Raw genomic sequence first — 21,785 nt, 5'->3', positions numbered from 1 at the left:
TCCGTAACTCAAAACGCAAATTCGTATATTCGCAGCGTTCCCAGAACAATACCTGCCGCGGCAGCTTCTATATATAAAATCCGCATGAACTACCAGAATACCCTTGCCTTTGCGCAGGAGCAAGACCAGAACGACCCGCTTTACCACTTCCGGGAGCGCTTTTACTATCCGCAGGTAAACAGGCACGACGCCATCTACCTCTGTGGCAATTCTCTCGGATTACAGCCAAAGTCAGCGCAGATGTACATCGACAATGAAATGTACAAATGGGCGAACCTAGCCGTGGAAGGCCATTTTAAGGGCGAGGAGCCCTGGGTGAACTATCACGAACTGCTGGCACCTGGTGCTGCCCGCGTGGTGGGAGCCAAAGAAAGCGAGGTGGTGATCATGAACCAACTGACCGTGAACCTGCACCTCATGCTGGTGTCGTTTTACCGGCCGCAGGGCAGGCGCTATAAGATCATCACCGAAGGAGGCGCTTTCCCTTCAGACCAATACGCCCTCGAAACACAAACCAAATTCCACGGCTATAACCCGGACGACGCGGTGATTGAGCTTTTCCCGCGCGAGGGCGAGCACACGCTGCGCACGGAGGATATTCTCCAAAGCATCCAAACGCATGCCGACGAGCTGGCGCTGGTGATGATGGGCGGCATTAACTACTACACCGGGCAGGTGTTCGATATGGAAACCATCACCAAGGCGGGGCATGCGGCAGGTGCTTTGGTTGGCTTTGACCTGGCGCACGCCGCCGGAAACGTGCCCCTGCGCCTGCACGACTGGGACGTGGATTTTGCCGTGTGGTGCACCTACAAATACCTCAACTCCGGCCCCGGCGGCACATCCGGGGTGTATGTGCACGAGCGTTTCGGCAACGACCCCTCCATTCCGCGCTTTGCCGGCTGGTGGGGCCACAACGCTCAGGAGCGCTTCCAGATGAAAAAAGGCTTCAAGCCGATGGAAGGCGCCGCGGGCTGGCAGCTGAGCAACGGGCAGATCCTGCCGATGGCCGTGCATCGCGCCTCCCTGGAGCTGTTCGATGAGGCCGGCATGGAAAATCTCCGAGCCAAAAGCGAGAAACTGACGGGTTACCTGGAGTTCCTGATCGATGACGTGGGGGTGGGAATGGAGGTGCTGGAGATGATCACGCCACGCGACCCGCAGGCTCGCGGCAGCCAGGTGTCGCTGCTGGTGAAAGAGCACTCCCGCATGCTGTTCGATCGGCTGATGGAAGCCGGCATTATCGTGGACTACCGGGAGCCCAACGTGATCCGGGTAGCGCCTGCGCCACTCTACAACAGCTTTGAGGAAGTGTACCGCTTCTCCGAGATACTGCATAAGTGCCTGCACGGCCAGTAACACCTGCGGGCATATAGCCGCCGCGGGCGAAGAAGCGTGTGTCCTGAATGAGCCGCTGCGGTTTCATTTTAGCCCGGGATGTGCTATTTTTGTACCGTATGCTGCTGAACGCAAAAAAATTAGGCTATTACTTCAGGTATCCGCTTATGGCGGTCATGCTGCTCTGGGCGCTCACGCTGCCCGGGCAGGAGGTAGAAGTCTACAGCCTTTTGTTTCATGGCAAAACTGCCGATTCAGCCGTTCAGGTAGTACCGGCACCTGGTGACGGGGCAGCGGTGCAAAAACAGCCCGTGCAGGCTTTTCAGGACGCCCGGGTATCTGCTTACCTGGTGCTCGACTTGCCGCAACTGGCCAAACTCCCCTTGCAGTTACTGGCTTTTGCCGCCCCCGCCGATGAGCCCATCCCTGCTTTTGCCAGAAGCGCTGCAGGAGCCAGACTATGCGCGCAGCTTCTGCCCGGGGCCATACAGCCCAACGCCCCTTAGTCTCCCCATCCGCTTCTTTTCTTTAAAGGCAACCGCATGGTTGCTTGCCTGGCTGTACTCATTTATACCATAACCTGCCAGGGAGGCAAAGTGCCTGCAGCACAAACCGCTTAGAAGTTGGGCGGGTCCCGCATGCTGCCGTGCCTCCATTTCTCATTTTACCGAGCCGCAGGCACGGCCTGCAAGCGCGTGTATCCCTGCGCGCTGAAAACTTTCACCTTTTTATATAGCACCATGACAAACTTTGCGATCGTCGCCACATGGGTGGCCATCATAGGAATGATTGGAGGCGTGCTGTCTCCAAAGAAGAGCCTCTTCTGGTATATGGGAGAGAAGACCAGAATCAACGCTTTCATTATCTATAGCTTTTTACTCCTGCTGTCGTTTATCCTTTTTGCCCTGACCGAATGAGCCTACCGGATGCATGCTCCCCTATATAGAGCACCGCCGGCAACCAAAGGAAAACTGGCAGGTACATCTCCGCATGGTCGGAGTTGCCCTTGTGCATTTATCCGGGGTCGGGGATGGGCGCGTCGCCCAAACTGGCAGCAGCCCTGGCACCTGTGCTACAGGCAGGGCGCAAAAAATAACACAGATTAACGTATATATTGTAAATTATGAATAGCTTATAGCATTTACTCTATAGGCTTTTTCAGTACCCAACCTTATTATATGACGCATTTACCGAATCTTATCACAGACTTAGGGCTGATACTCGTAGCAGCAGGCATTACCACCCTTCTCTTCAAGTGGCTGAAGCAGCCCCTGGTGCTGGGGTATATCATTGCCGGTCTGCTGGTGGGGCCGCACACCGCCCTTTTCCCCACCATTATCGAGACCGAGAACATAAACATATGGGCAGAGATCGGCGTGATTTTCCTGCTGTTCAGCCTGGGCCTGGAGTTCAGTTTCAAGAAGCTGGTGAAGGTCGGGGGCGCCTCCTCCATCATGGCCCTGGTGGAAGTGGTGGTGATGCTGCTGCTGGGCTACGTCACAGGCAAAATCCTGGGATGGTCCACCATGGACAGTATCTTCCTGGGCGGTATCCTGTCCATCTCCTCCACCACCATCATCATACGGGCGTTTGAGGAGCTGGGCGTGAAGTCGCAGCGGTTTGCGGGGCTGGTGTTCGGCGTGCTGATCGTGGAGGACCTGGTGGCGATCCTGCTGCTGGTGCTGCTCTCTACGGTGGCGGTGAGTCAGCAGTTTGCCGGGGCCGAGATGCTGGAGGCCGTCCTGAAGCTGGCCTTTTTCCTGCTGCTGTGGTTCCTGGCGGGCATTTTCATCATCCCGACCTTCCTTAGGAAGGCAAGCAAGCTGCTGAACGACGAAATGCTGCTGATCATATCCCTCGGGCTCTGCCTGCTGATGGTGATCCTGGCGGCGCAGGTTGGTTTCTCCCCGGCGCTGGGCGCGTTTATCATGGGCTCTATTCTGGCAGAGACGACGAAGGCCGAGAAGATCGAGCACCTGGTCGCCCCGGTGAAAGACCTCTTCGGCGCCATCTTCTTCGTGTCGGTGGGGCTCCTGATCAACCCGGAGACGCTAGTTACCTATGCCGGTCCGATCGCGCTCATCACGGTGGTGACGCTGGCGGGCAAGTTCCTGAGCATCACGAGCGGCGGCCTGGTGGCGGGGCAGGGGTTGAAGACGTCCATCCAGTCCGGCATGAGCGTTTCGCAGATCGGGGAGTTCTCCTTCATCATCGCCACGCTGGGCCTTACCCTCAACGTAACCAGCGATTTCCTGTACCCCGTGGCGGTGGCGGTCTCTGCCATCACCACGTTCACCACGCCCTATATGATCCGTCTTTCGGAGCCTTTGTACAAATCGGTGGAGGCCATGCTGCCCGATAAGTGGAAAGCCTCGCTGAGTGAGTACAGCTCAGGCGCGCAGACCATCTCCACAACAAGCGACTGGAGGCTGGTGCTGCGGTCATATGCGCTGAACCTGGTGATATACTCTGTCATCATCATCGGCATCGTCATGCTTTCTGCCCGGTTCGTGAACCCGCTTATAACAAAGAACGTGGTGCCCGGCAACCTGGGGGACCTTTTAACCACTGCCGTCACACTTGTTTTTATGGCGCCTTTCCTGTGGGCGCTGGCCGTGTACCACCCGCAGAAGGAGGCGATGGGGCGTATATGGGCGAACAAGAACTACCGCAGCCTGATCATCGTGCTGGAGTTTTCCCGTATCGTCATTGCCATCCTGTTCATTGGCTTCCTGCTCCACCAGTTTTTCTCTGTGCAGGTCGCTATTGTAGTGGGCCTGGTCATAGTTGCTTTGCTGGCTGTTTTCTCCCAGAAGATCCAGGATTTTTATATCCGGATCGAGACCCGCTTCATGAATAACCTGAATGCCCGCGAGATCAGCGACGCCGCCAAAATGCACCACACGCTTACGCCCTGGGATGCCCACCTGACCAGCTTTGATGTCTCGCCGGAGTCCGCAGTTGCCGGTAAAAGCCTCGTGGAGCTGCAGATCAGGGAAGTATATGGCGTAAACGTGGCCGTGATAGAGCGGGGCAGGCGCACGATTACGGCGCCTACGCGTAACGAGCGTATATTGCCCGGAGACCGTATCTATGTTTTCGGCACGGATGACCAGATGGAGACCTTCAGGCAGCTGATGGAGGCCGAGGTGGAGCTGGAAATGAACGGGCAGCACGACAAAGAGGACATCCGGCTTCAGAAGCTGCTGGTAACAGCCGGCTCTCCCCTGCTGCACACCACCATACGCGAGGCGGGGGTGCGGGAGAAGACAAAAGGCCTGATCGTCGGCGTCGAGAAGAATGGCCGCCGCATCCTCAACCCTGATTCTAACCTGGTGTTCGAGGAGGGGGATATCGTCTGGATTGTCGGCAGCCCCTGGCGGATCAGCAAGCTCGAGGCAGCCAGGCAGGAGAATGTCTCGTAACCGTGATGCCGCAGCTACCGGTAGCTGCCATCAGGAGCAGTCCTTTTATACCGGGGGATGACAGGAGGATGAAAAACTAACGTTGTATGCGAAGAATTGAGCACTGGATTGAAGAGGCGATAGGTTTGCCCGCTGCCGCGCAGGAAAACATTGTATTCTCTGTGGTCGTGTTGGCGGGGCTCTGGATCATCAGCCGGCTGCTGCTGCGCGTTGCCTCTCAGCGACAGACAGACTCCCGGAAGCTGTACCAGTGGAAGAAGACAACCAACTATGTGGTGACGGGGCTGGGCATCATCCTCCTGGCCAATATCTGGTTCGAGGGCTTTCAGTCCATTGCCACCTTCCTGGGGCTGCTTTCTGCGGGCCTGGTGGTGGCGCTCCGAGACCCGATCATGAATATGTTTGGCTGGGTGTTCCTGATCTGGAAGCGCCCTTTCAAGGTAGGGGACAGAATCAAGATACAGGAGTACACGGGCGATGTGATTGATATCGCCTTTTTCCAGTTCTCCCTCAACGAGCTCGGGCAGTGGGTAGACTCGGAGCAGGCGACAGGGCGCGTAGTACACGTGCCAAACAGCTTTGTCTTTACGCAGGCGCAGACGAACTATAACTACGCGTTCCCTTTTCTGTGGAATGAGATACAGGTGCAGATCACCTTCGAGAGCAACTGGCAGAAAGCCAAGGCCATGTTGCAGGGCGTTGCCAACCGGTGCTCGGTGGCGCTCAGCGAATCAGCAGAGCAAATGGTGAGGCGGGAGTCGCAGCGGCACCTTATTTTCTACCAGAATTTTCAGCCGAAGGTATATACCAAAGTCCGGGAAAACGGCATCCAACTCACCATCCGCTACCTCTGCAACCTGAACGGCCGCCGCGACAGCGAGAATCAGATATGGGAAGAGGTGCTGGACTTGTTCAGGAAGTCTCCCGACATCCATTTTGCCTACCCAACCACGCGCTTTTACCAGTCTGCGGAGGACCAGCAGCAGGACAAGCAGGACGAGAAGCCTATATAGGCGAAAAGCCTATATATAGCGCGTGCCTTTTCCCGCCCGCAGGCTTTTCGCCCGTACTTTTTCCTCCTCGCCACGCCAACTTTCACCGTTGGTGTGCTTCCGGGCGCCCGGCTGTTATAAAGTCGGATCACAAAATCAGCCAACAAAGCGCGGACTACGTAGTTATCCCTATCCTTGGCAAAAATACTGGCCTGTAGCAACCACAGCAGGGCAGGTGCGGCAAATGCTATCTTAACGGAGAAAACAGAAATGAATGATTATATAGTAGCCTTGACCGTTATCGGTTTAGCGGCTCTTTCTATGGCCTGGGTTCCGAGCCTGCTGGAGAAGACACCCTTCTCCTACCCGATTGTTTACCTGTTGCTGGGCATGCTCATTTACCTGCTGCCACTGGGGCTGCCTTCTCCGGACCCGATCTGGCAGGAGAACTATGTGGTGCGGCTCACTGAAATCAGCGTGATTATATCGCTGATGGGAACAGGCCTTAAGATCAGGCGGAAGTTTGGTTTGAAGAGATGGCGGATCCCGCTTCGGCTGGTGAGCATCACCATGCTGCTGAGCATTGCGGCCATCGCGCTCTTAGGGTGGAGCGTGCTGGGCTTTTCGGTGGCCGGTGCCGTTTTGCTGGGTGCCGTGCTCGCCCCCACCGACCCGGTGCTGGCAGAGCAGGTGCAGGTTGGCCCCCCCGACGATGAGGAGGAGGATGTCGTGCGCTTCTCGCTGACGGCCGAGGCCGGGCTGAACGACGGTTCGGCTTTCCCGTTTACCTGGCTGGCCATCGTGCTTGCCGCATCGGTCGGGGCCGACGGCGGCTGGTTTACAGACTGGCTGTTACGCGACCTGCTGTATAAGATTGTCGTGGGGGTGGGAGTGGGTTACCTAATCGGGCGCGGCCTTGCGTGGCTGATTTTTACGCTTCCCAAGAAATCAGGCTTCCCGAGGGCGCAGCATGGCTTCCTGGCGCTTTCTGCTACGTTTTTAACCTACGGGGTAACGGAACTGCTGCATGGCTATGGCTTTATTGCCGTGTTTGTGGCGGCGCTTGCCCTGAGTGGGGTCGAGGAGGAGCACGAGTATAACGTAGAGATGCACGACTTTGTGAACCAGATAGAGCGCATCATCATGGTGGTGCTGCTGGTTTTGTTTGGAGGCAGTCTCGTGACCGGAATCCTGGAATACCTTACCTGGCAAGGTGCCCTGATCGGTTTGGCGTTTCTCTTTGTGATCAGGCCGCTTACGGCCTTGCCGAGCCTGCTCGGCACCTACTCTACCCCAAAAGAGAAATTAGCGATCTGTTTCTTTGGCATCCGGGGAATCGGCTCGTTCTATTACCTTTCCTTTGCCCTGGATAGTGTAGGATTCCCGGAAGCCAACGAGCTGTGGTCTGTGGTCGCGTTTATCGTAATGGTGTCCATTTTACTGCATGGCGTCACCGCCACCAAAGCGATCAGGACGCTGGACCATGAGCGCAAGGTAAGCGGCCGGCCGATCCCTGCATCAGACCAAACCCCGGATGAAATTTTCTGAGAAGCACCAGCCAAGCGTCAGATATCCCAAATGCAAGCGATAGCAATCCTGTGCAAACGTTAGACATACCCGATGCCGAGCTATACTATGATCCCCACTTTCTGAAACAGGAAGAGGCCGATGCTTATTTTCTGCGGCTGGAGCGTGAGATAAGCTGGCAGCAGGAGAGCATCAGGATGTTCGGCAAAGAGCTGCCCATGCCGCGCCTCACGGCCTGGTACGGCGACAAAGCCTACACCTACTCCGGGTTATATAACGCCCCGAAGCCGTGGGTGCCGGTGCTGCAGGAGCTGAAGGATCGGGTGGAGCAGGCCAGCGGCCATATATATAACAGCGTGCTCCTGAACTTCTACCGCCACGGCAACGATAGCATGGGCTGGCATGCGGACGATGAGGCTGCGTTGGGAGACGAGCCGGCCATCGCCAGCCTGAGCCTTGGCGGCGAGCGTAGGTTCAGCCTGAAGCACCGCGCCCGCCAGGACCTCAAACCGGTGCATATAACCCTGGCGCACGGCAGCCTGCTGCTGATGCAGGGCCCGACGCAACACCACTGGCTGCACCACATCCCGAAGACCAAACGCCCCGTACAACCACGCATCAACCTTACCTTCCGGCGCGTGAAAGCATAGCAGGCTTTGCCATTCCGGGCCGGAAACCGTTACTTTACAGCGTGAAGCGGCCGTGGGCCCTGCATCTATATGAGCGAGAAAAAGAACATTGCCATTATGGGAGCCGGTTTGGTGGGCTCGTTGCTGTCGTTGTACTTGGCCAAGCGCGGCCACAAAGTGGACCTGTACGAGCGCCGCCCCGACCTGCGCACCACCGTAGTGGACGGCGGCCGCTCCATTAACCTTGCTCTCAGCGACCGCGGCTGGCGCGCCCTCAAAGGCATCGGCATTGAGGAGGAGGTGCGCAAAGTGGCCATCCCGATGCGCCGCCGCGTGATGCACGACGAGCAGGGCAACCTCACCTTTCAGCCCTACGGCAAAGAGGGCCAAGCTATATACTCCGTCTCGCGGGGCGGGCTGAACGTGGCGCTGATGAACCTCTCGGAGCCCAACCCGGACATTACCTTTCACTTCAGCCGGCAGGCCCTGGATGTGAACCTGCGCACCAACGAGGTGCAACTGCGCAACCTGGAAACGGGCGAATCAGAAACCGTGCAGCCCGACCTGCTTTTCGGGGCCGATGGGGCTTTCTCGGTGGTGCGGGGCGCGATGCAGAAAACCGAGCGCTTCAATTATGAGCAGCACTACCTCGAATACGGTTACAAGGAGCTGACCATTCCGGCCACGGCAGCAGGTGGCTGGGCCATCGAGAAGAACGCGCTGCATATATGGCCGCGCGGCAACTATATGATGATCGCGCTGCCCAACCTGGACGGCAGCTTCACCTGCACGCTGTTTTTCCCTTACGAAGGCGAGCGCTCTTTTGCCTCCATAAAAAACGGAGATGACTTACTGGCCTTTTTTAAGGGAGTGTTTCCGGATGCCGTGCCGCTGATGCCGGGCCTTGTTGCCGAATATTTCGAAAACCCGGTCGGCTCGCTGGTGACGGTGAAGTGCTTCCCGTGGAGCTTCGCAGGCAAATCGCTGTTGATCGGCGATGCCAGCCATGCGGTGGTGCCGTTTTACGGGCAGGGCATGAACGCCGGTTTCGAAGACATCACGGTGCTGGACCAGATGCTGGAGGCTTTTGAAGGGGATGATTGGGAGGGGCTTTTCCACCGGTTCGAGCGCCGCCGCAAACCTGACGCCGACGCCATCGCCGACCTGGCGGTGCTGAACTTTATCGAGATGCGCGACAAGGTGGCCAACCCGCGCTTCCTGCTCCGCAAAAAGGTGGAGGGCAAAATCTCAGAGCAATACCCCGACAGGTGGATCCCGCTTTACTCCATGGTCACCTTCACCGACCTGCCGTATTCCTACGCCCTCGAAACCGGCATGAAGCAGGAAAAGATCATGAAGAAGGTGATGAAGCACATCAATACCCTGGAAGACTATGATAGCCCGGAGGTGCAGCAACTGCTGGAGAAACAGCTGGTGCAGAAAGAGAAACTCAAGCCCTACAGGGGGTAGCGCCTATCTCCAGGTTATATATAGCTTAGTTTGTGGTATATAGATGGTGTCCTTTCGTGGTATGTAGAGTCGTTGCGGGCACTTCAGAAAGCAATGTTTACGAGTATATAGATGCGGGTTAAAGGAGCGCATTTATATAAACCGGGAGCAGGAGGCACGTATCTCAGTATGAGCTCCTGCCAGAAAATTTACGTAGTTCAGGTACTGTTTTCAACTTCACCCTGCAAACCGCAAGCGCACCGGAAGTATATATAACACATGCTTGCCTTACTGCCTTTGGAGGCTGCTGCACAACTATTTTGCTGAAAGTAGAGTATAAGGCGGGAGGTAAGAGCATCGGAACCTGCTTTTACCCACAGATTTATCCATCCTGTAATTATTAAAATCCAGAACTTTATGAACTTCATGAATAAATTGAAAGGGGCAGCGATAGCTGCGCTCGTGATTGGCTTTACTGTTTTCGGCACAACCGCCGTGGCGCAGCAGGCCACGCCACCCGCACAGCAGCAGGGGGCAGCACCGCAGGACTTCTCTGATGCCGACCTGAAGCAATTTGCTGATGCCAGCAGCCGCCTGATGGCGCTGCAGCAGGAAGGCGAGAAGACGATGATGGGCATCCTGGAGGAGGAAAAGCTAAGCGTTGAGAAGTTTAACGAAATGGCGCAGGCGCACCAGCAGCAGAAGCTGGCCGAAGTGGGCGCCACCGCAGAGGAAATGGCTTCCTTTAACAAAGCGGCGCAGCGCATGATGGAGCTGCAGCCGGCCATGCAGAAAGACGTGGAAACCGCCATCCAGAAAGACGGCATGACGCTGGAAAAATATGAGCAGATCATGATGGTGTACCAGCAGGACCCGTCGCTGCAGGAGCGGGTAAACAAACTGATGGGGCAGTAGCAGGCTGTTCCTATATATAAAAGGCCCCGCCGGTGCTCACCGGCGGGGCCTTTTATATATAGGAACAGCCTGCACTTATGGCTGCTTCTGCTCTTTTGGCTCTTCCTGGCCGTGGGCAAACTCCATGATGCGGAATGTCCTGGCCTTGCGGTCGTAGTAGCCGTAGTGCAGCTTGTCGCCGTAGCGGTACACGGTCTTAAACTCGGGCTCCGGCTTCAACTCCTCCTCAAAGTGCTCGATCTTCTCCTGCAACACCTGTGCCTCGGCCTCGTTCACCTTTGTCAGGTTGTCGGCGCTGAGCACAGACCGGAAGTAGGTGCTGGTGCCCGGGCCTGAGCTAAAGCCGCCGCCCTGGCCATATGGGTCGTAGAAGTAGCGGCTGTAGTACGGCGAGTTCAGGTAGTAGCTCGGGATGTTATAGGCCGGTGTCCAGCGGCCCGGTACCATCATCAGGCCGCGCGACGTCCGCACGTAGCGGTCAGGGGTGCGCACCATGCGGCTCCTGTCGTCCATGCCGCTGCGCTCTGCCGGCGCCTTGTAGGAGCCAATCGTCAGTTGCAGGGTGCTGTCGCTGAAGGCATCCACGGTAATGGCCGGTACGCCATCCGCCAGGCTCTTCATCACCTTCGACGTTTTCTCGATCACTGTCTTGTCTGGTGAGAAGATGGCCTTCGCACCGCGCTGCTGCACGGGCGTGGATTTGATGGCAATCTCCTCGTCGCCGGAGTAAGTGTATTCCTTGATCGGCTTCAGGGTGTTGAAATCGAAGGCTGTCAGCTTAAACTCGTCTTTCTCCATGTTCACCCGGAACAGCTTGTCCTGGAACAGGAAAGAATTGAAGGTGGGGGAGTTGCGCTGGTCAAGCGCAGGCAGCGTGCGGTACTCCGTCTCGCCGGTTTCCCAGTCGAGGGCCAGAATCTCGGTCGTCGCTTTGTTCTTTTCGCTGCCTTTCAGGTCAAACCCGTCGAAGATCATGTAGATCTTCCCGTCCCGGATGTAAATCTTGCTGCGGTGATGGCCGGTGAACACGTTGTGCTCAATGTCGTCGCTCACATAAATCAGGTCTTCCTCACGGGCATAGCGGTCGCGGGTGCGGGGCAGGTTTGGCTTAAACACGCGGTGCTCCAGGCGCGCCACTTCCTCGTCATTGTCACGGTAGAGGTGCAGGTTGTTGTCGCGGTCAGTGTAGAGCATGTAGAAATGCTCATCGTTGCCAAAGCCCCCCAGGAACTCCGTGTTGCGCTCTACCTGCAGCTGCTCGTCCTGCATGCTGCGGAAGGCGCCCGTCCTGCGGTTCACGGCAAAGGGGCGCACATATTCGCGTCGCCCGTTGGTGTAGCGGCTGTAGAAGACAAATTCCTCATCGGTTACGCGGGTGCCCAGTATCTGCGGCTCCTGCGAGAAGCGGTACGGGATCTCGTGCTGCGCCAGCCGTTCGCCGTTCGGCGAGAGCAGGGCGATGTTCACTCGGCCGTTCTGATAAAAATAAATACACACGTTGCCGCTCTCGTCTGCCACCGTTACAAGATCCTCGGCGCGGTTCATTGGTAATTCTATATTGGCAAACTCTTTCTGGGCATTGGCCACGGTGGCGAAGGCACCCATCAAGAGCAGGCTCAGGAATATTTTGCGCATGGTATAAGGGTTTAGTTTATATAAACGTACAACGTGCAAATTTTTGGCCAAAGTATACAAAATCAGTGGCTAAGATAATATTTTTTCTTGCAGATAGGTGATGTTTGTCTGATGTTATGGCTCGGGCGCCAGCGTGCCCTGCCTGCAGCTTCTGCCCGGCAATAAAGGGAGGAGGCCCGACAGTGTTATTTATTATCTTTCTATTATATTAGTGGTGCTTAATATATATAACCAGCATATGTAGCTGCTACTGAAACAAACTAAAACCGCTAACTATGTTCAAAAAACCATTCTCTTTCAAAGGGAGAATCAGAAGAACCGAGTATGGTCTTTCCCTCGTTTTATATACTATCATCTTGTACATTGTTAGCGAAGGCATCGAGGCTAGAGGTGCCGCATTTGCTGCAGGGATTTTATATATCCCTTTGATATGGTTCTTCCTAGCACAGAGTGCCAAAAGGTGCCACGACAGAGGCAATACTGGTTGGTTCCAGATCATTCCTTTTTACTTTTTCTGGATGCTGTTCGCTTCAGGCGATGAGGGAAATAACAGGTTCGGACTAAATCCTAAAAGGGGATTAGCCGTTGGTGTAGATGCAGAAGCGCTATAGTGCCACCGTCGTCTGGTGGGAAAGGCGGCGGGCCAAACGCATTACTTCCTGAACCTGGCGGAAATCAGGGAGATGTTTTAAAACTTATATAAACAAAGAAGCCCGGCCATATTATATATAGCCGGGCTTCAGAAAGCCTATATAAAGCTCCCTTTATATATAGCAGTCGCCTAAAACTCGGCGTTCTGCGGCGTGCGCGGGAACGGGATCACGTCGCGGATGTTGCCCATGCCCGTCACGAACTGCACCATGCGCTCGAAACCCAGGCCAAAGCCAGCGTGCGGACAGCCCCCGAAACGGCGCGTGTCGAGGTACCACCACAGGTCGTCCTCGTGTATGCCCACGCCTTTCATGCGCTCCACCAGCAGCTCCAGGCGCTCCTCCCGCTGCGAGCCACCCACGATCTCGCCGATGCCCGGCGCCAGGATGTCCATGGCAGCCACGGTTTTGCCGTCGTCGTTCAGGCGCATATAGAAGGCTTTGATGTCCTTCGGGTAATCCGTTACGATCACCGGCTTCTTGAAGTGCTTCTCCACCAGGTAGCGCTCGTGCTCGCTTTGTAGGTCGATGCCCCAGCTCACGTCATACTGGAATTTCTTTTTCTTGTAGTGGTTCGAGTTCACCAGAATGTCGATGGCCTCGGTGTAGGTCACGCGCTCAAAGTCGTTGCCCACCACGAACTCCAACTTCTCCAGCAGGGTCATTTCCTGGCGCTCCTGCTGCGGCTTGTTCTTGTCTTCCTCAGCCAGGCGCTGCCCCAGAAACTCGATGTCCTCGCGGTTGTTTTCCAGCGCGTAGCGGATGATGTACTTGATAAACTCCTCGGCCAGGTCCGCGTTCATCTTCAGGTCGTAGAAGGCCATCTCCGGCTCGATCATCCAGAACTCGGCCAGGTGGCGCGTGGTGTTGGAGTTTTCGGCCCGGAACGTGGGGCCGAAGGTATAGATATCGCTGAAGGCCATGGCTGCCAGCTCACCCTCCAACTGACCCGACACGGTCAGGTTGGTGGCCTTGCCGAAGAAGTCCTCCGCATAGTTTACCTGCCCATCCTCAGTGCGCGGCGGGTTGATCGGGTCCAAGGTGGTTACCCGGAACATCTCGCCCGCACCCTCCGCGTCGGAGGCGGTAACAATGGGCGTGTGCATATACACAAAGCCCTTCTCGTTGAAGAACCTGTGCACGGCAAAGGCCAGGGCGTTGCGCACCCTGAAAACGGCACCGAAGGTGTTGGTGCGGAAGCGCAGGTGCGCGATCTCGCGCAGGAACTCCAGCGAGTGTGCCTTCTTCTGCAGCGGGTAGGTCTCTGGGTCGGCCTTGCCCAGCACCTCGATGCTGCTCGCCTGCACCTCAAAGGCCTGCCCCTTGCCCTGCGAGGCCACCAGCTCGCCGGTCACGGCAATGGCAGCGCCGGTCGTCACGTCCTTCAGGGCCTCCTCGCTGAACTTCTCCGCATCGGCCACTACCTGTAAATTATGTATCGTGGAGCCGTCGTTCACGGCGATAAAGCTCACAAACTTGTTGCCGCGCTTGGTGCGCACCCAGCCTTTCAGCAGTACTTGTTTGCCTGCCTCGGCACCCGTTAGCAGGTCTTTTACTTTTGTGCGTTGCATGTGTAAGGTTGTTATGGCCTTCAATTGCTGAAGGTATAGGTTCTTAGATTATATGCGTATCACGACGCACGTATCACGTATCAGGAGTTCCCAAATATAAGATCGGTGTTGATTTGACATATAAGTAGAGGTCCGGATCAAGCGATTTTATACCTCAAAAGCCTTTTCTCCTTTGTCTAAAGTTCTTTTGTCCTGATACGTGATACGTGCATCGTAATACGCAATACTTGTGTCTGTTCGAAAACCTCCCAAAGTAACGATATTTTAACCTTTTTTGTAAATGCGAGTAAAATTATCCTAAATTTGGAGGTGCACATAACCGCACGTTTTTTCTTTAAAAACTATGCAGCGACTCGATTTAAGACAACTTTTGTCCCAGAAGTTATCGCCGCAGCAGATACAATTTATCAAGCTGCTGCAGATACCTACTGTGGAGTTGGAGGCGCGCATTAAAGAAGAAATGGAGATAAACCCCGCCCTGGAAGAGGGGCGGGAGGAGCCTGCCGAAGACTTCAATGACGCACAGGAGGAGGAATACGGGGAGGACGAGTACGGCAAGGAGGATGAAGTCGACATCAACGACTACCTGAACGACGACGAGATCAGCGGCTACAAAATGCAGGGCGACCGCGGCGGCGATGAGGAAGAACGGGAAATGCCGATCGCCATGACCTCCTCGCTCACTGACTCACTGATGGACCAGCTGGGCTTCCTGAGCCTCGACGACAGGCAGTATGCCATCGGCATGCAACTGATCGGCAGCATCGACCACGACGGATACATACGCCGCGACCTGTACGCCATCGTCAACGACCTGGCTTTCTCGCAGAACATCGAAACGACGGAGGAGGAGGTGGAGCAGGTGCTGCACATGATCCAGACGTTTGACCCCGCCGGCATCGCCGCCCGGGACCTGCCCGAATGCCTGCTGCTGCAGCTGGGTCGCCGGGAGCAGGACCAGACCACACTGCTGGCCGAGCGCATCATCCACGAGGCGTTCGACGAATTCTCGAAAAAGCATTACCAGAAAATCCAGAGCCGGTTCAACATTTCGGAAGACGAGCTGAAGAAGGCCGTGGACCTGATCATCAAACTCAACCCAAAGCCGGGCGGCGCCGGTGCCGGCATGACGCGGGTGCAGTACATCATCCCCGACTTTATCCTCACCAACGACAACGGCCAGCTGCAGCTGTCGCTGAACTCGCGCAACGCCCCGGACCTGCGCATCAGCCGCTCTTACTCCGAGATGTTCGACGCCTACGACAAGTCAGACAAGAAGGACAAGAAGCTGAAGGAGACGGTGACGTTCGTGAAGCAGAAGCTGGATGCGGCCAAGTGGTTTATCGATGCCATCCGGCAGCGCCAGAACACGCTGCTGCGCACGATGGAAGCCATCATCAAATACCAGCACGACTTCTTCCTGGAGGGCGACGAGAGTGAGCTGCGCCCGATGATCCTGAAAGACATTGCAGAGGAAATCGGGATGGATATATCCACTGTGAGCCGCGTGGCCAACAGCAAAGCCGTGCAGACGGAGTTTGGTATATACCCGCTCAAGTATTTCTTCTCCGAGGGCATCGCCACCGACTCCGGCGAGGACGCCAGCAGCCGCGAGGTGAAGCACATCCTCAAAGAGATCATCGAAGCCGAGAACAAGCGCAAGCCACTCTCCGACGAGAAGATCGAGAAGATGCTGAACGACAAAGGCTACAACATCGCCCGCCGCACGGTAGCCAAATACCGCGAACAGCTGAACATACCAGTGGCGCGCCTGCGGAAGGAGCTGTAGCCGCCGAAAGCCTGCAGCATCAGCCCTGTTAATATATAAACCAGCGACAAGCAACTCAAACAGCCTGCTGGTGCAGGCACTGTTTTAAGCTCATATTTCAAGCGCTTATCAGATGAAAACCGAAAAGGAAAAAATGCTCTCAGGCGAGTTGTATGACGCACTCGATAAACAGCTTTCGGAGGAAAGGCTGCGGACACGGCTTCTCATTAAGGAGCTGAACGACACCAGGGAAGACCAGGTAGAAAAGCGAACCCGTATTTTGAACGACCTGATCCCGAATTCAGGCGAGGGCCTGTGGCTGCAGCCGCCTTTTTACTGCGATTACGGAACGAACATGCAGTTAGGGGAGAAAGTGTTCTTCAACTTCAATTGCGTGGTGCTGGATGTGATGCAGGTGACCATTGGCAGCAGGACACTGTTCGGCCCGAATGTGCAGATATATACGGCGACGCATCCGGTAAACTACAAAGAGCGGGCGACAGGGCTTGAATTTGCCAAGCCGATTGCCATCGGGGAAGATGTATGGGTAGGCGGCAGTGTGGTGATCTGCCCTGGCGTAACGATAGGCGACAGAACAGTGATCGGGGCCGGAAGCGTGGTGACCAAAGACATCCCTTCCGATGTGTTTGCCGCCGGCAATCCGTGCAAGGTAATCCGGCATTTGGAAGAATAGGAAGTAGCGCAGCCGGGAAAGCAGGGCACCCGCCGCTTTGCCGACGTTGCGGGCGCCACCGAAGCGCTTCTTTTATTCCTGTGCAGGCAGCTTCCGTTATATATACAACCGGCCATGAAAATATCTTTTGAGGAGTTAATGGCGCAGTTTGAGCGCGTGCTGTTACAGCTGGGCTTTCCGGCGGAAAGAGCAGCCCTGTGCGCCCGTATTTTTGCCGAGAACAGCAGAGACGGCGTGTACTCGCATGGCCTGAACCGCTTCCCGGTGTTTGTGCAGATGGTGAAAGACGGTCTGATTGCCGTGGGCGCAGAGCCTGAAAAGGTGGCGCAAAATGGCGTGACGGAGCAGTGGGACGGCCACCTGGCACCCGGCATGTACACTGCTACCAAAGCCATGCAACGGGCCATCGCCCTGGCCAAAGAGAACGGTATGGGCTGCGTGGCCGTCCGGAACACCAACCATTGGATGCGCGCCGGCGCCTATGGCTGGCAGGCCGCAGACGCCGGCTGTATCGGGATCTGCTCCACCAACACCATCGCCAACATGCCGCCCTGGGGGGGCACGGACCCGCGCTTGGGCAACAACCCCCTCGTGATTGCCGTGCCGCGCAAAGAAGGACACATTGTGCTGGATATGGCGATGTCGCAGTTCTCGTACGGCAAGCTGCAGGAGTATGAACTGAAGGGGAAAGAACTTCCGGTGAACGGCGGCTACGACGAGAACGGTGAACTGACCAAAGGCCCTGCGAAGATCCGAGCGACAGAGCGGACCCTGCCGATCGGGTTCTGGAAAGGCTCGGGGCTGTCGCTGGTGCTGGATGTGCTGGTCGCCTCCCTGAGCGGGGGACGCACGGTAGGGGAGATCACCGCAGGCGGGAACGAGGCCGGCGTCTCGCAGTTTTTCATGTGCATCAACGCCGACCATATAGACCAGTCCATCAGTGAGCGCATCATACAGTACACCAAAACCAGCGGATTGCTAGATGGCGAGGGGGAGGTCCGGTACCCGGGGGAAAGCGCTCTGGCCACCCGGCGCAGAAACGAGCAGGAGGGCATCCCGGTGAATGCGCAAATCTGGGGGCAGGTCCTCGCCCTTTAATTTTGCCTCAGCTTATATATAACCTGCCCTGTTATCCACAGGTAAGCCTGTGGATAACAGGGCAACCTAGCCTGTATAAAACAAAGCGGCGCTGTTGCTTGTATAGCCTACTAATGAACTGAGGTGCTATATGGCATTGATTCTTAACTTATATTCCGTAATCTGTACTTGATAGTGAACCGTACGCTTGCGCAGGTGTTGTCGGTGGCTTTTCACCCGCTGCTGCTCCCGACTTACCTTTTTGCAGTTATCCTGTATTACATGCCTGCGTCTACCCTGACGCTTCCTTTCCAGGTAAGGTGGGTAGTGCTGGCTATGATCTTTTTCACCACGTTTATTCTTCCGGGTGCCGCAGCGTACAGTATGGTGCGCCTCGGCCACCTCGACTCGGTACACATGGACAAGCGCGAGCAGCGCGGGCTGCCCCTGCTGTTTACGGGCGCCTGCTACGCCGTTACTGCCTATCTCCTGCAACGCGAAGCCGCCTTCGATGCGCTTTTTTATTTTGTGATGGGCATCATCGCCGCCTCTGTTTTCCTGACTTACATCATCTCGCTGTTCTGGAAGATAAGCGCGCACAGCATCGGAATGGGCGGCGGCCTGGGGCTCTTGCTGGTCCTGAACTGGCTTGCCCCGGAGGCCAGGATGGTGACGCCCGTCGCCATCGGGATAATGCTGTCGGGGGCGGTGCTCACGGCGCGGCTGTCGCTGCATGCGCATACGCCGGCCCAGGTGTACGCAGGGTTTATAAGCGGGCTGCTGCTCCCCATTGCCGCTGCCCTTTCAGGGTTGTGAGACCGGTGCCGTCTTCCTGTGCTGTCGCTCCGCGAAAGGAGGCGGAAGCGCATGCGGCTTGCGGCAAAGGGGCTTTTTGCTAACTTTACTTCCTATAACCAACGCAGACACAGATGACCTACGAGTGCTTACTATATGGCGTGGCGGACGGCGTTGCGACCATCACCTTAAACAGGCCGGACGTTTTCAACGCTTTCAACGACCAGCAGAGCTACGACCTGCAGGACGCCCTGAAGCAGGTGGCCCGCGATGAGCGCGTGCGCGTGGTGGTGCTGACGGGTGCCGGGAAGGCTTTTTGCTCTGGCCAAGACCTGAAAGCCATCGCCGGTGCCAGCAAGCGCGACCTGTCTGAGTCGCTGGAGAAGCGCTACAACCCGATTATCCGCGCCATGCGCGGCCTGCCCAAGCCCATCATATGCAGGCTGAACGGCGTGGCGGCCGGCGCCGGCTGCTCGCTGGCGCTGGCCTGCGACCTGGTTGTGGCATCGTCTGCAGCCAGCATGATCGAGGTGTTCGTGAACGTGGGCCTGGTGCTGGACTCCGGCTCTTCTTTTTTCCTGCCGCGCGCCGTGGGCTCGCTCAAGGCCTTCGAGCTGAGCACACTCGGCTCCAAGGTGTCGGCGGGGGAAGCGCTGCAGCTAGGCCTGGTAAACCAGGTAGTGGCGCCGGAGGACCTTGATGCCGCCGTGGCCGAGCTCGCTGCCAGATACGCTGCCGCGCCTACCAAAGCCATTGGCCTGATGAAAAAGATGCTGAACAAATCCTTCAGCTCTACATTGGACGAGATGCTGGACTACGAGGCATACTGCCAGAAAATTGCCGGGAACTCAGCAGACTACAAAGAGGGCGTAGCCGCTTTCAACGAAAAACGGAAGCCACTTTTCAAGGGGGAGTGACTTTCGCAGCTTATTTAAGCCGCTGATACCTGCATTTCTGACGGTTATTTTTCGTCTTTCATATAAGCATTTATCCACAGGTATATATCCACAATCAAAAAGCAAAGGCCATCTTCTTTCACAGGAAATGGCCTTTGCTTTTTAGCGCATTAGATCAGAAGGAGTAGCCCACCGATAGATTCAGCTGCGGCATCGGCACCACGAAAATGGCCGAATTGTCTTCTGCCACCACAGCGTGCCCTATGATATTATCGGTCAGCAGTTCGGCTGCGTTATTCGCAAGCGCATACTTTACGCGGCCACCCAGTGCGCCGGCAACTTCCGCCGTCAGGTGGTCCGAGAGCTTAAACTGCACGCCAAGCTGGTAGCTCAGGTCCAGCGAGTTCTGGTACAGGCGGCCAACAAAACGGTAGCCCGGGCTGTCGGGGTTCTGCTCCGGCAGTCCGAACACATCCTCCTCAAACACCATAAACCGGTACCCGAAAACAAAACCGTGGAAGAACCCGAACGGCTGGCCCTTTCCCTTGTTTGAATATTTGCGCTGGCTCATCCTAAAACCGGCTCCCTGCACACGCGTATCCTCCGGAAGCCACTCGTCGCCGTTCAGGTAAGTGCGGTATATATAGCTCACAGCGATTTCGTTGGAGACGCGCTCGGTGCGCAGCTTCTCATAAGAGAGGGAAATCTCCCCCAGCTGGAGGGGGCTTACTTTCAGCACACGGTCATGGGCCGGGTCTATCTCCTGAAAATCGCCCTCGTCCTGCCCCTGCGCTTGCAGGAGCGGCATCCACAGCAGCACTACGATCGTTAGCAGCCGGATTAAAAGGTTCTCCTTTTTCGTATATGGTTTCATAAGTGGTTTTATTGGGCGTGTGAGGATATAAACGTTCAGGGATGAGAGGATTATAACCATATACGTATTTCTATATATAGCGGGTTGCCACCCGGACTGGTTTAGTAGCCTGTATAGGCTTGGACGTTAAGTTCGGGCCAGCTTTGTTAACTCAGGCCTGCGGCAGGCGTATACTTATTCTACGATACAATATTCAGGATCTAACGACATGACAGCTATGAAAAATTTAGTAAGAACCGGATTTATACTAGGCGCTTTCCTTTTTGGGATGGCGTCTTGTAACCAGCAAGGGGCCGTAGAAGAGGCGCAGGAAGCAAACGAGGAGATGGCCGACGACACAGCCATGGAAGACGAGACAGAAGAAATTTCTGAGTTCATGACCAAGGCGGCCAGCGGCGGCATGATGGAAGTAGAGCTTGGCAAGCTGGCGCAGCAGCAGGCGCAGAACCAACAGGTGAAAGATTTCGGGACGATGATGGTGACAGACCACAGCAAGGCGAATGACGAACTGAAGACGCTTGCCGCGAGCAAGAACATCGTGCTGCCGGACAGCATGGGCGAGGCCCATATGGATCATGTGGAGGAGCTGCGCGATAAAAAAGGCGCTGAGTTCGACGAGGCTTACATGGACCTGATGGTGAGCGACCACGAGGAAGACGTGAACATGTTCGAGGAGGCATCAAACAACCTGCAGGACGCGGAGGTAAAGGCCTTCGCGGTTAAAACGTTGCCGGTTCTGCAGCAGCACCTGGACCAAGCCCAGATGATCGACAGCACCATGGAAGCAACAGAATAGCCAATGCACCGGTTTACGCGTTACCATAATTGATAGATACTGCAGGCTTTAAGTCATCAGGGATATGCGTAAAAGCATCTGTAAGTGATATCTTGCAGATGCTTTTATACTAATTACCACCATATAAACTATACACTATGAGACGATCACTACTGACGGGACTCGTTGCCACCGCCCTCTTGCTCACCACCGCCTGTTCCTCCGACGACAGCATAAAACTGGCCGTGGACCAAAGCGTGCAGGAGTTTGAGGCTGCGGGTGTGCAGGGCATGCGAAACGACGCCTTATTTGCTGCCGAGGCGGCCAGTGCCAGCATGCTGGAGGTGCAGCTCGGCGAGGCGGCCCTGGCCACGGCTGTAAGCCCTGAGGTGAAGGACCTGGCGCAGGAGATGGTGCAGGCCAACCAGCAGATGCTGAACGAACTGCAGCAGGTGGCCAGCCAGAGCAATTTTGTGCTGCCAAGCACGCTCGGGGCCCGGCACCACGAAATATACCAGGAGATCACCGCCAAGTCGGGCATCGCCTTCGACATCGCCTACATCAACCGCCTGGTGGAGCAGCGAAACGAACTGGTGGAGCGCTATGAGGATATAGCCGAGCACGGGCAGGTGATGGAGCTGAAGCAGTTTGCCTCCAAGCAACTGCCCCTGCTGCGGCGGCACCAGCAATTGGTAGAGGAGCTGGAAGAAAAAATAGACAATGCCTAACTAAAAGAGGCCGCTATCTACAGCGGCCTCTTTTAGTTTAAATATTC

Annotated in this window: 20 protein-coding genes; 17 read left to right on the top strand and 3 right to left on the bottom strand. The window is 56.1% G+C overall.

Going from position 1 to position 21,785, the window contains the following annotated elements:
* The first annotated feature begins 84 nt into the window (after positions 1-84).
* From kynU to ABD920_RS00590, 9 genes are all read left to right on the top strand, one after another.
* Positions 85-1,359, top strand: coding sequence for a kynureninase (kynU, locus tag ABD920_RS00630; protein ID WP_345156193.1), 1,275 nt, complete (start codon positions 85-87; stop codon positions 1,357-1,359).
* A gap of 98 nt (positions 1,360-1,457) precedes the next feature.
* Positions 1,458-1,844 carry an RNA methyltransferase gene (locus tag ABD920_RS00625; RefSeq protein WP_345156192.1) on the top strand — a complete coding sequence of 129 codons (387 nt, stop codon included), beginning with the start codon at positions 1,458-1,460 and terminating at the stop codon, positions 1,842-1,844.
* Between the two features lie 234 nt (positions 1,845-2,078).
* Complete coding sequence (locus ABD920_RS00620; RefSeq protein ID WP_345156191.1) at positions 2,079-2,255, top strand: hypothetical protein; 177 nt, start codon at positions 2,079-2,081, stop codon at positions 2,253-2,255.
* A 261-nt stretch (positions 2,256-2,516) separates the two neighbouring features.
* Positions 2,517-4,763, top strand: a complete 2,247-nt coding sequence (locus tag ABD920_RS00615) for a monovalent cation:proton antiporter family protein (protein ID WP_345156190.1) — start codon at positions 2,517-2,519, stop codon at positions 4,761-4,763.
* Between the two features lie 86 nt (positions 4,764-4,849).
* The gene (locus tag ABD920_RS00610; protein WP_345156189.1) at positions 4,850-5,776 is read left to right on the top strand and encodes a mechanosensitive ion channel family protein; all 927 of its coding nucleotides are present in this window, start codon (positions 4,850-4,852) and stop codon (positions 5,774-5,776) included.
* Positions 5,777-6,025: 249 nt separating this feature from the next.
* On the top strand, positions 6,026-7,303 hold the full coding sequence (locus ABD920_RS00605; protein ID WP_345156188.1) for a cation:proton antiporter: 1,278 nt from the start codon (positions 6,026-6,028) through the stop codon (positions 7,301-7,303).
* A 50-nt stretch (positions 7,304-7,353) separates the two neighbouring features.
* Positions 7,354-7,932: an alpha-ketoglutarate-dependent dioxygenase AlkB family protein gene (locus ABD920_RS00600; RefSeq protein ID WP_345156187.1), complete on the top strand. Its 579-nt coding sequence runs from the start codon at positions 7,354-7,356 to the stop codon at positions 7,930-7,932.
* 69 nt (positions 7,933-8,001) lie between these two features.
* Positions 8,002-9,381 carry an FAD-dependent oxidoreductase gene (locus ABD920_RS00595; protein WP_345156186.1) on the top strand — a complete coding sequence of 460 codons (1,380 nt, stop codon included), beginning with the start codon at positions 8,002-8,004 and terminating at the stop codon, positions 9,379-9,381.
* Positions 9,382-9,777: 396 nt separating this feature from the next.
* Complete coding sequence (locus ABD920_RS00590; protein WP_345156185.1) at positions 9,778-10,275, top strand: DUF4168 domain-containing protein; 498 nt, start codon at positions 9,778-9,780, stop codon at positions 10,273-10,275.
* 75 nt (positions 10,276-10,350) lie between these two features.
* Here the strand turns inward: ABD920_RS00590 and ABD920_RS00585 are convergent, their stop codons facing one another.
* Positions 10,351-11,910 carry a hypothetical protein gene (locus tag ABD920_RS00585; protein WP_345156184.1) on the bottom strand — a complete coding sequence of 520 codons (1,560 nt, stop codon included), beginning with the start codon at positions 11,908-11,910 and terminating at the stop codon, positions 10,351-10,353.
* A 275-nt stretch (positions 11,911-12,185) separates the two neighbouring features.
* On the opposite strand from ABD920_RS00585, the gene ABD920_RS00580 reads away from it, so the two are divergent.
* Positions 12,186-12,521: a DUF805 domain-containing protein gene (locus ABD920_RS00580; RefSeq protein ID WP_345156183.1), complete on the top strand. Its 336-nt coding sequence runs from the start codon at positions 12,186-12,188 to the stop codon at positions 12,519-12,521.
* Positions 12,522-12,691: 170 nt separating this feature from the next.
* Here ABD920_RS00580 and asnS read toward each other — a convergent pair whose 3' ends face one another.
* Positions 12,692-14,131 (bottom strand): asparagine--tRNA ligase, encoded by a 1,440-nt coding sequence (gene asnS / locus ABD920_RS00575; RefSeq protein ID WP_345156182.1) that lies wholly within the window; start codon positions 14,129-14,131, stop codon positions 12,692-12,694.
* A gap of 343 nt (positions 14,132-14,474) precedes the next feature.
* Between asnS and rpoN the strand changes: the two genes are divergently transcribed.
* The 5 genes from rpoN to ABD920_RS00550 all read left to right on the top strand — a co-directional run bounded on the left by rpoN (position 14,475) and on the right by ABD920_RS00550 (position 19,382).
* Positions 14,475-15,920 (top strand): RNA polymerase factor sigma-54, encoded by a 1,446-nt coding sequence (gene rpoN, locus ABD920_RS00570; RefSeq protein ID WP_345156181.1) that lies wholly within the window; start codon positions 14,475-14,477, stop codon positions 15,918-15,920.
* A 112-nt stretch (positions 15,921-16,032) separates the two neighbouring features.
* Entirely contained in the window at positions 16,033-16,593 is a 561-nt protein-coding gene (locus tag ABD920_RS00565) for a sugar O-acetyltransferase (RefSeq protein ID WP_345156180.1), read from the top strand.
* Between the two features lie 114 nt (positions 16,594-16,707).
* Positions 16,708-17,691, top strand: a complete 984-nt coding sequence (gene yiaK / locus ABD920_RS00560) for a 3-dehydro-L-gulonate 2-dehydrogenase (protein ID WP_345156179.1) — start codon at positions 16,708-16,710, stop codon at positions 17,689-17,691.
* Positions 17,692-17,865: 174 nt separating this feature from the next.
* The gene (locus tag ABD920_RS00555) at positions 17,866-18,486 is read left to right on the top strand and encodes a hypothetical protein (RefSeq protein WP_345156178.1); all 621 of its coding nucleotides are present in this window, start codon (positions 17,866-17,868) and stop codon (positions 18,484-18,486) included.
* Positions 18,487-18,599: 113 nt separating this feature from the next.
* Positions 18,600-19,382 (top strand): enoyl-CoA hydratase-related protein, encoded by a 783-nt coding sequence (locus tag ABD920_RS00550; protein ID WP_345156177.1) that lies wholly within the window; start codon positions 18,600-18,602, stop codon positions 19,380-19,382.
* Positions 19,383-19,536: 154 nt separating this feature from the next.
* Here ABD920_RS00550 and ABD920_RS00545 read toward each other — a convergent pair whose 3' ends face one another.
* A complete protein-coding gene (locus tag ABD920_RS00545) occupies positions 19,537-20,235 on the bottom strand; it encodes an ABC transporter ATP-binding protein (RefSeq protein WP_345156176.1) in 699 nt (232 codons plus the stop codon).
* Positions 20,236-20,452: 217 nt separating this feature from the next.
* Here ABD920_RS00545 and ABD920_RS00540 point away from each other — a divergent pair, with 217 nt between their 5' ends.
* A complete protein-coding gene (locus tag ABD920_RS00540; RefSeq protein ID WP_345156175.1) occupies positions 20,453-21,031 on the top strand; it encodes a DUF4142 domain-containing protein in 579 nt (192 codons plus the stop codon).
* A 137-nt stretch (positions 21,032-21,168) separates the two neighbouring features.
* Complete coding sequence (locus ABD920_RS00535; protein WP_345156174.1) at positions 21,169-21,738, top strand: DUF4142 domain-containing protein; 570 nt, start codon at positions 21,169-21,171, stop codon at positions 21,736-21,738.
* Positions 21,739-21,785 lie beyond the last annotated feature (47 nt).

This window comes from Pontibacter saemangeumensis (assembly GCF_039541895.1).
Classification (GTDB): domain Bacteria; phylum Bacteroidota; class Bacteroidia; order Cytophagales; family Hymenobacteraceae; genus Pontibacter; species Pontibacter saemangeumensis.
The sequence above is the reverse complement of the archived record's forward strand: the minus strand, read 5'-3'. Positions and strand labels throughout refer to the sequence as shown.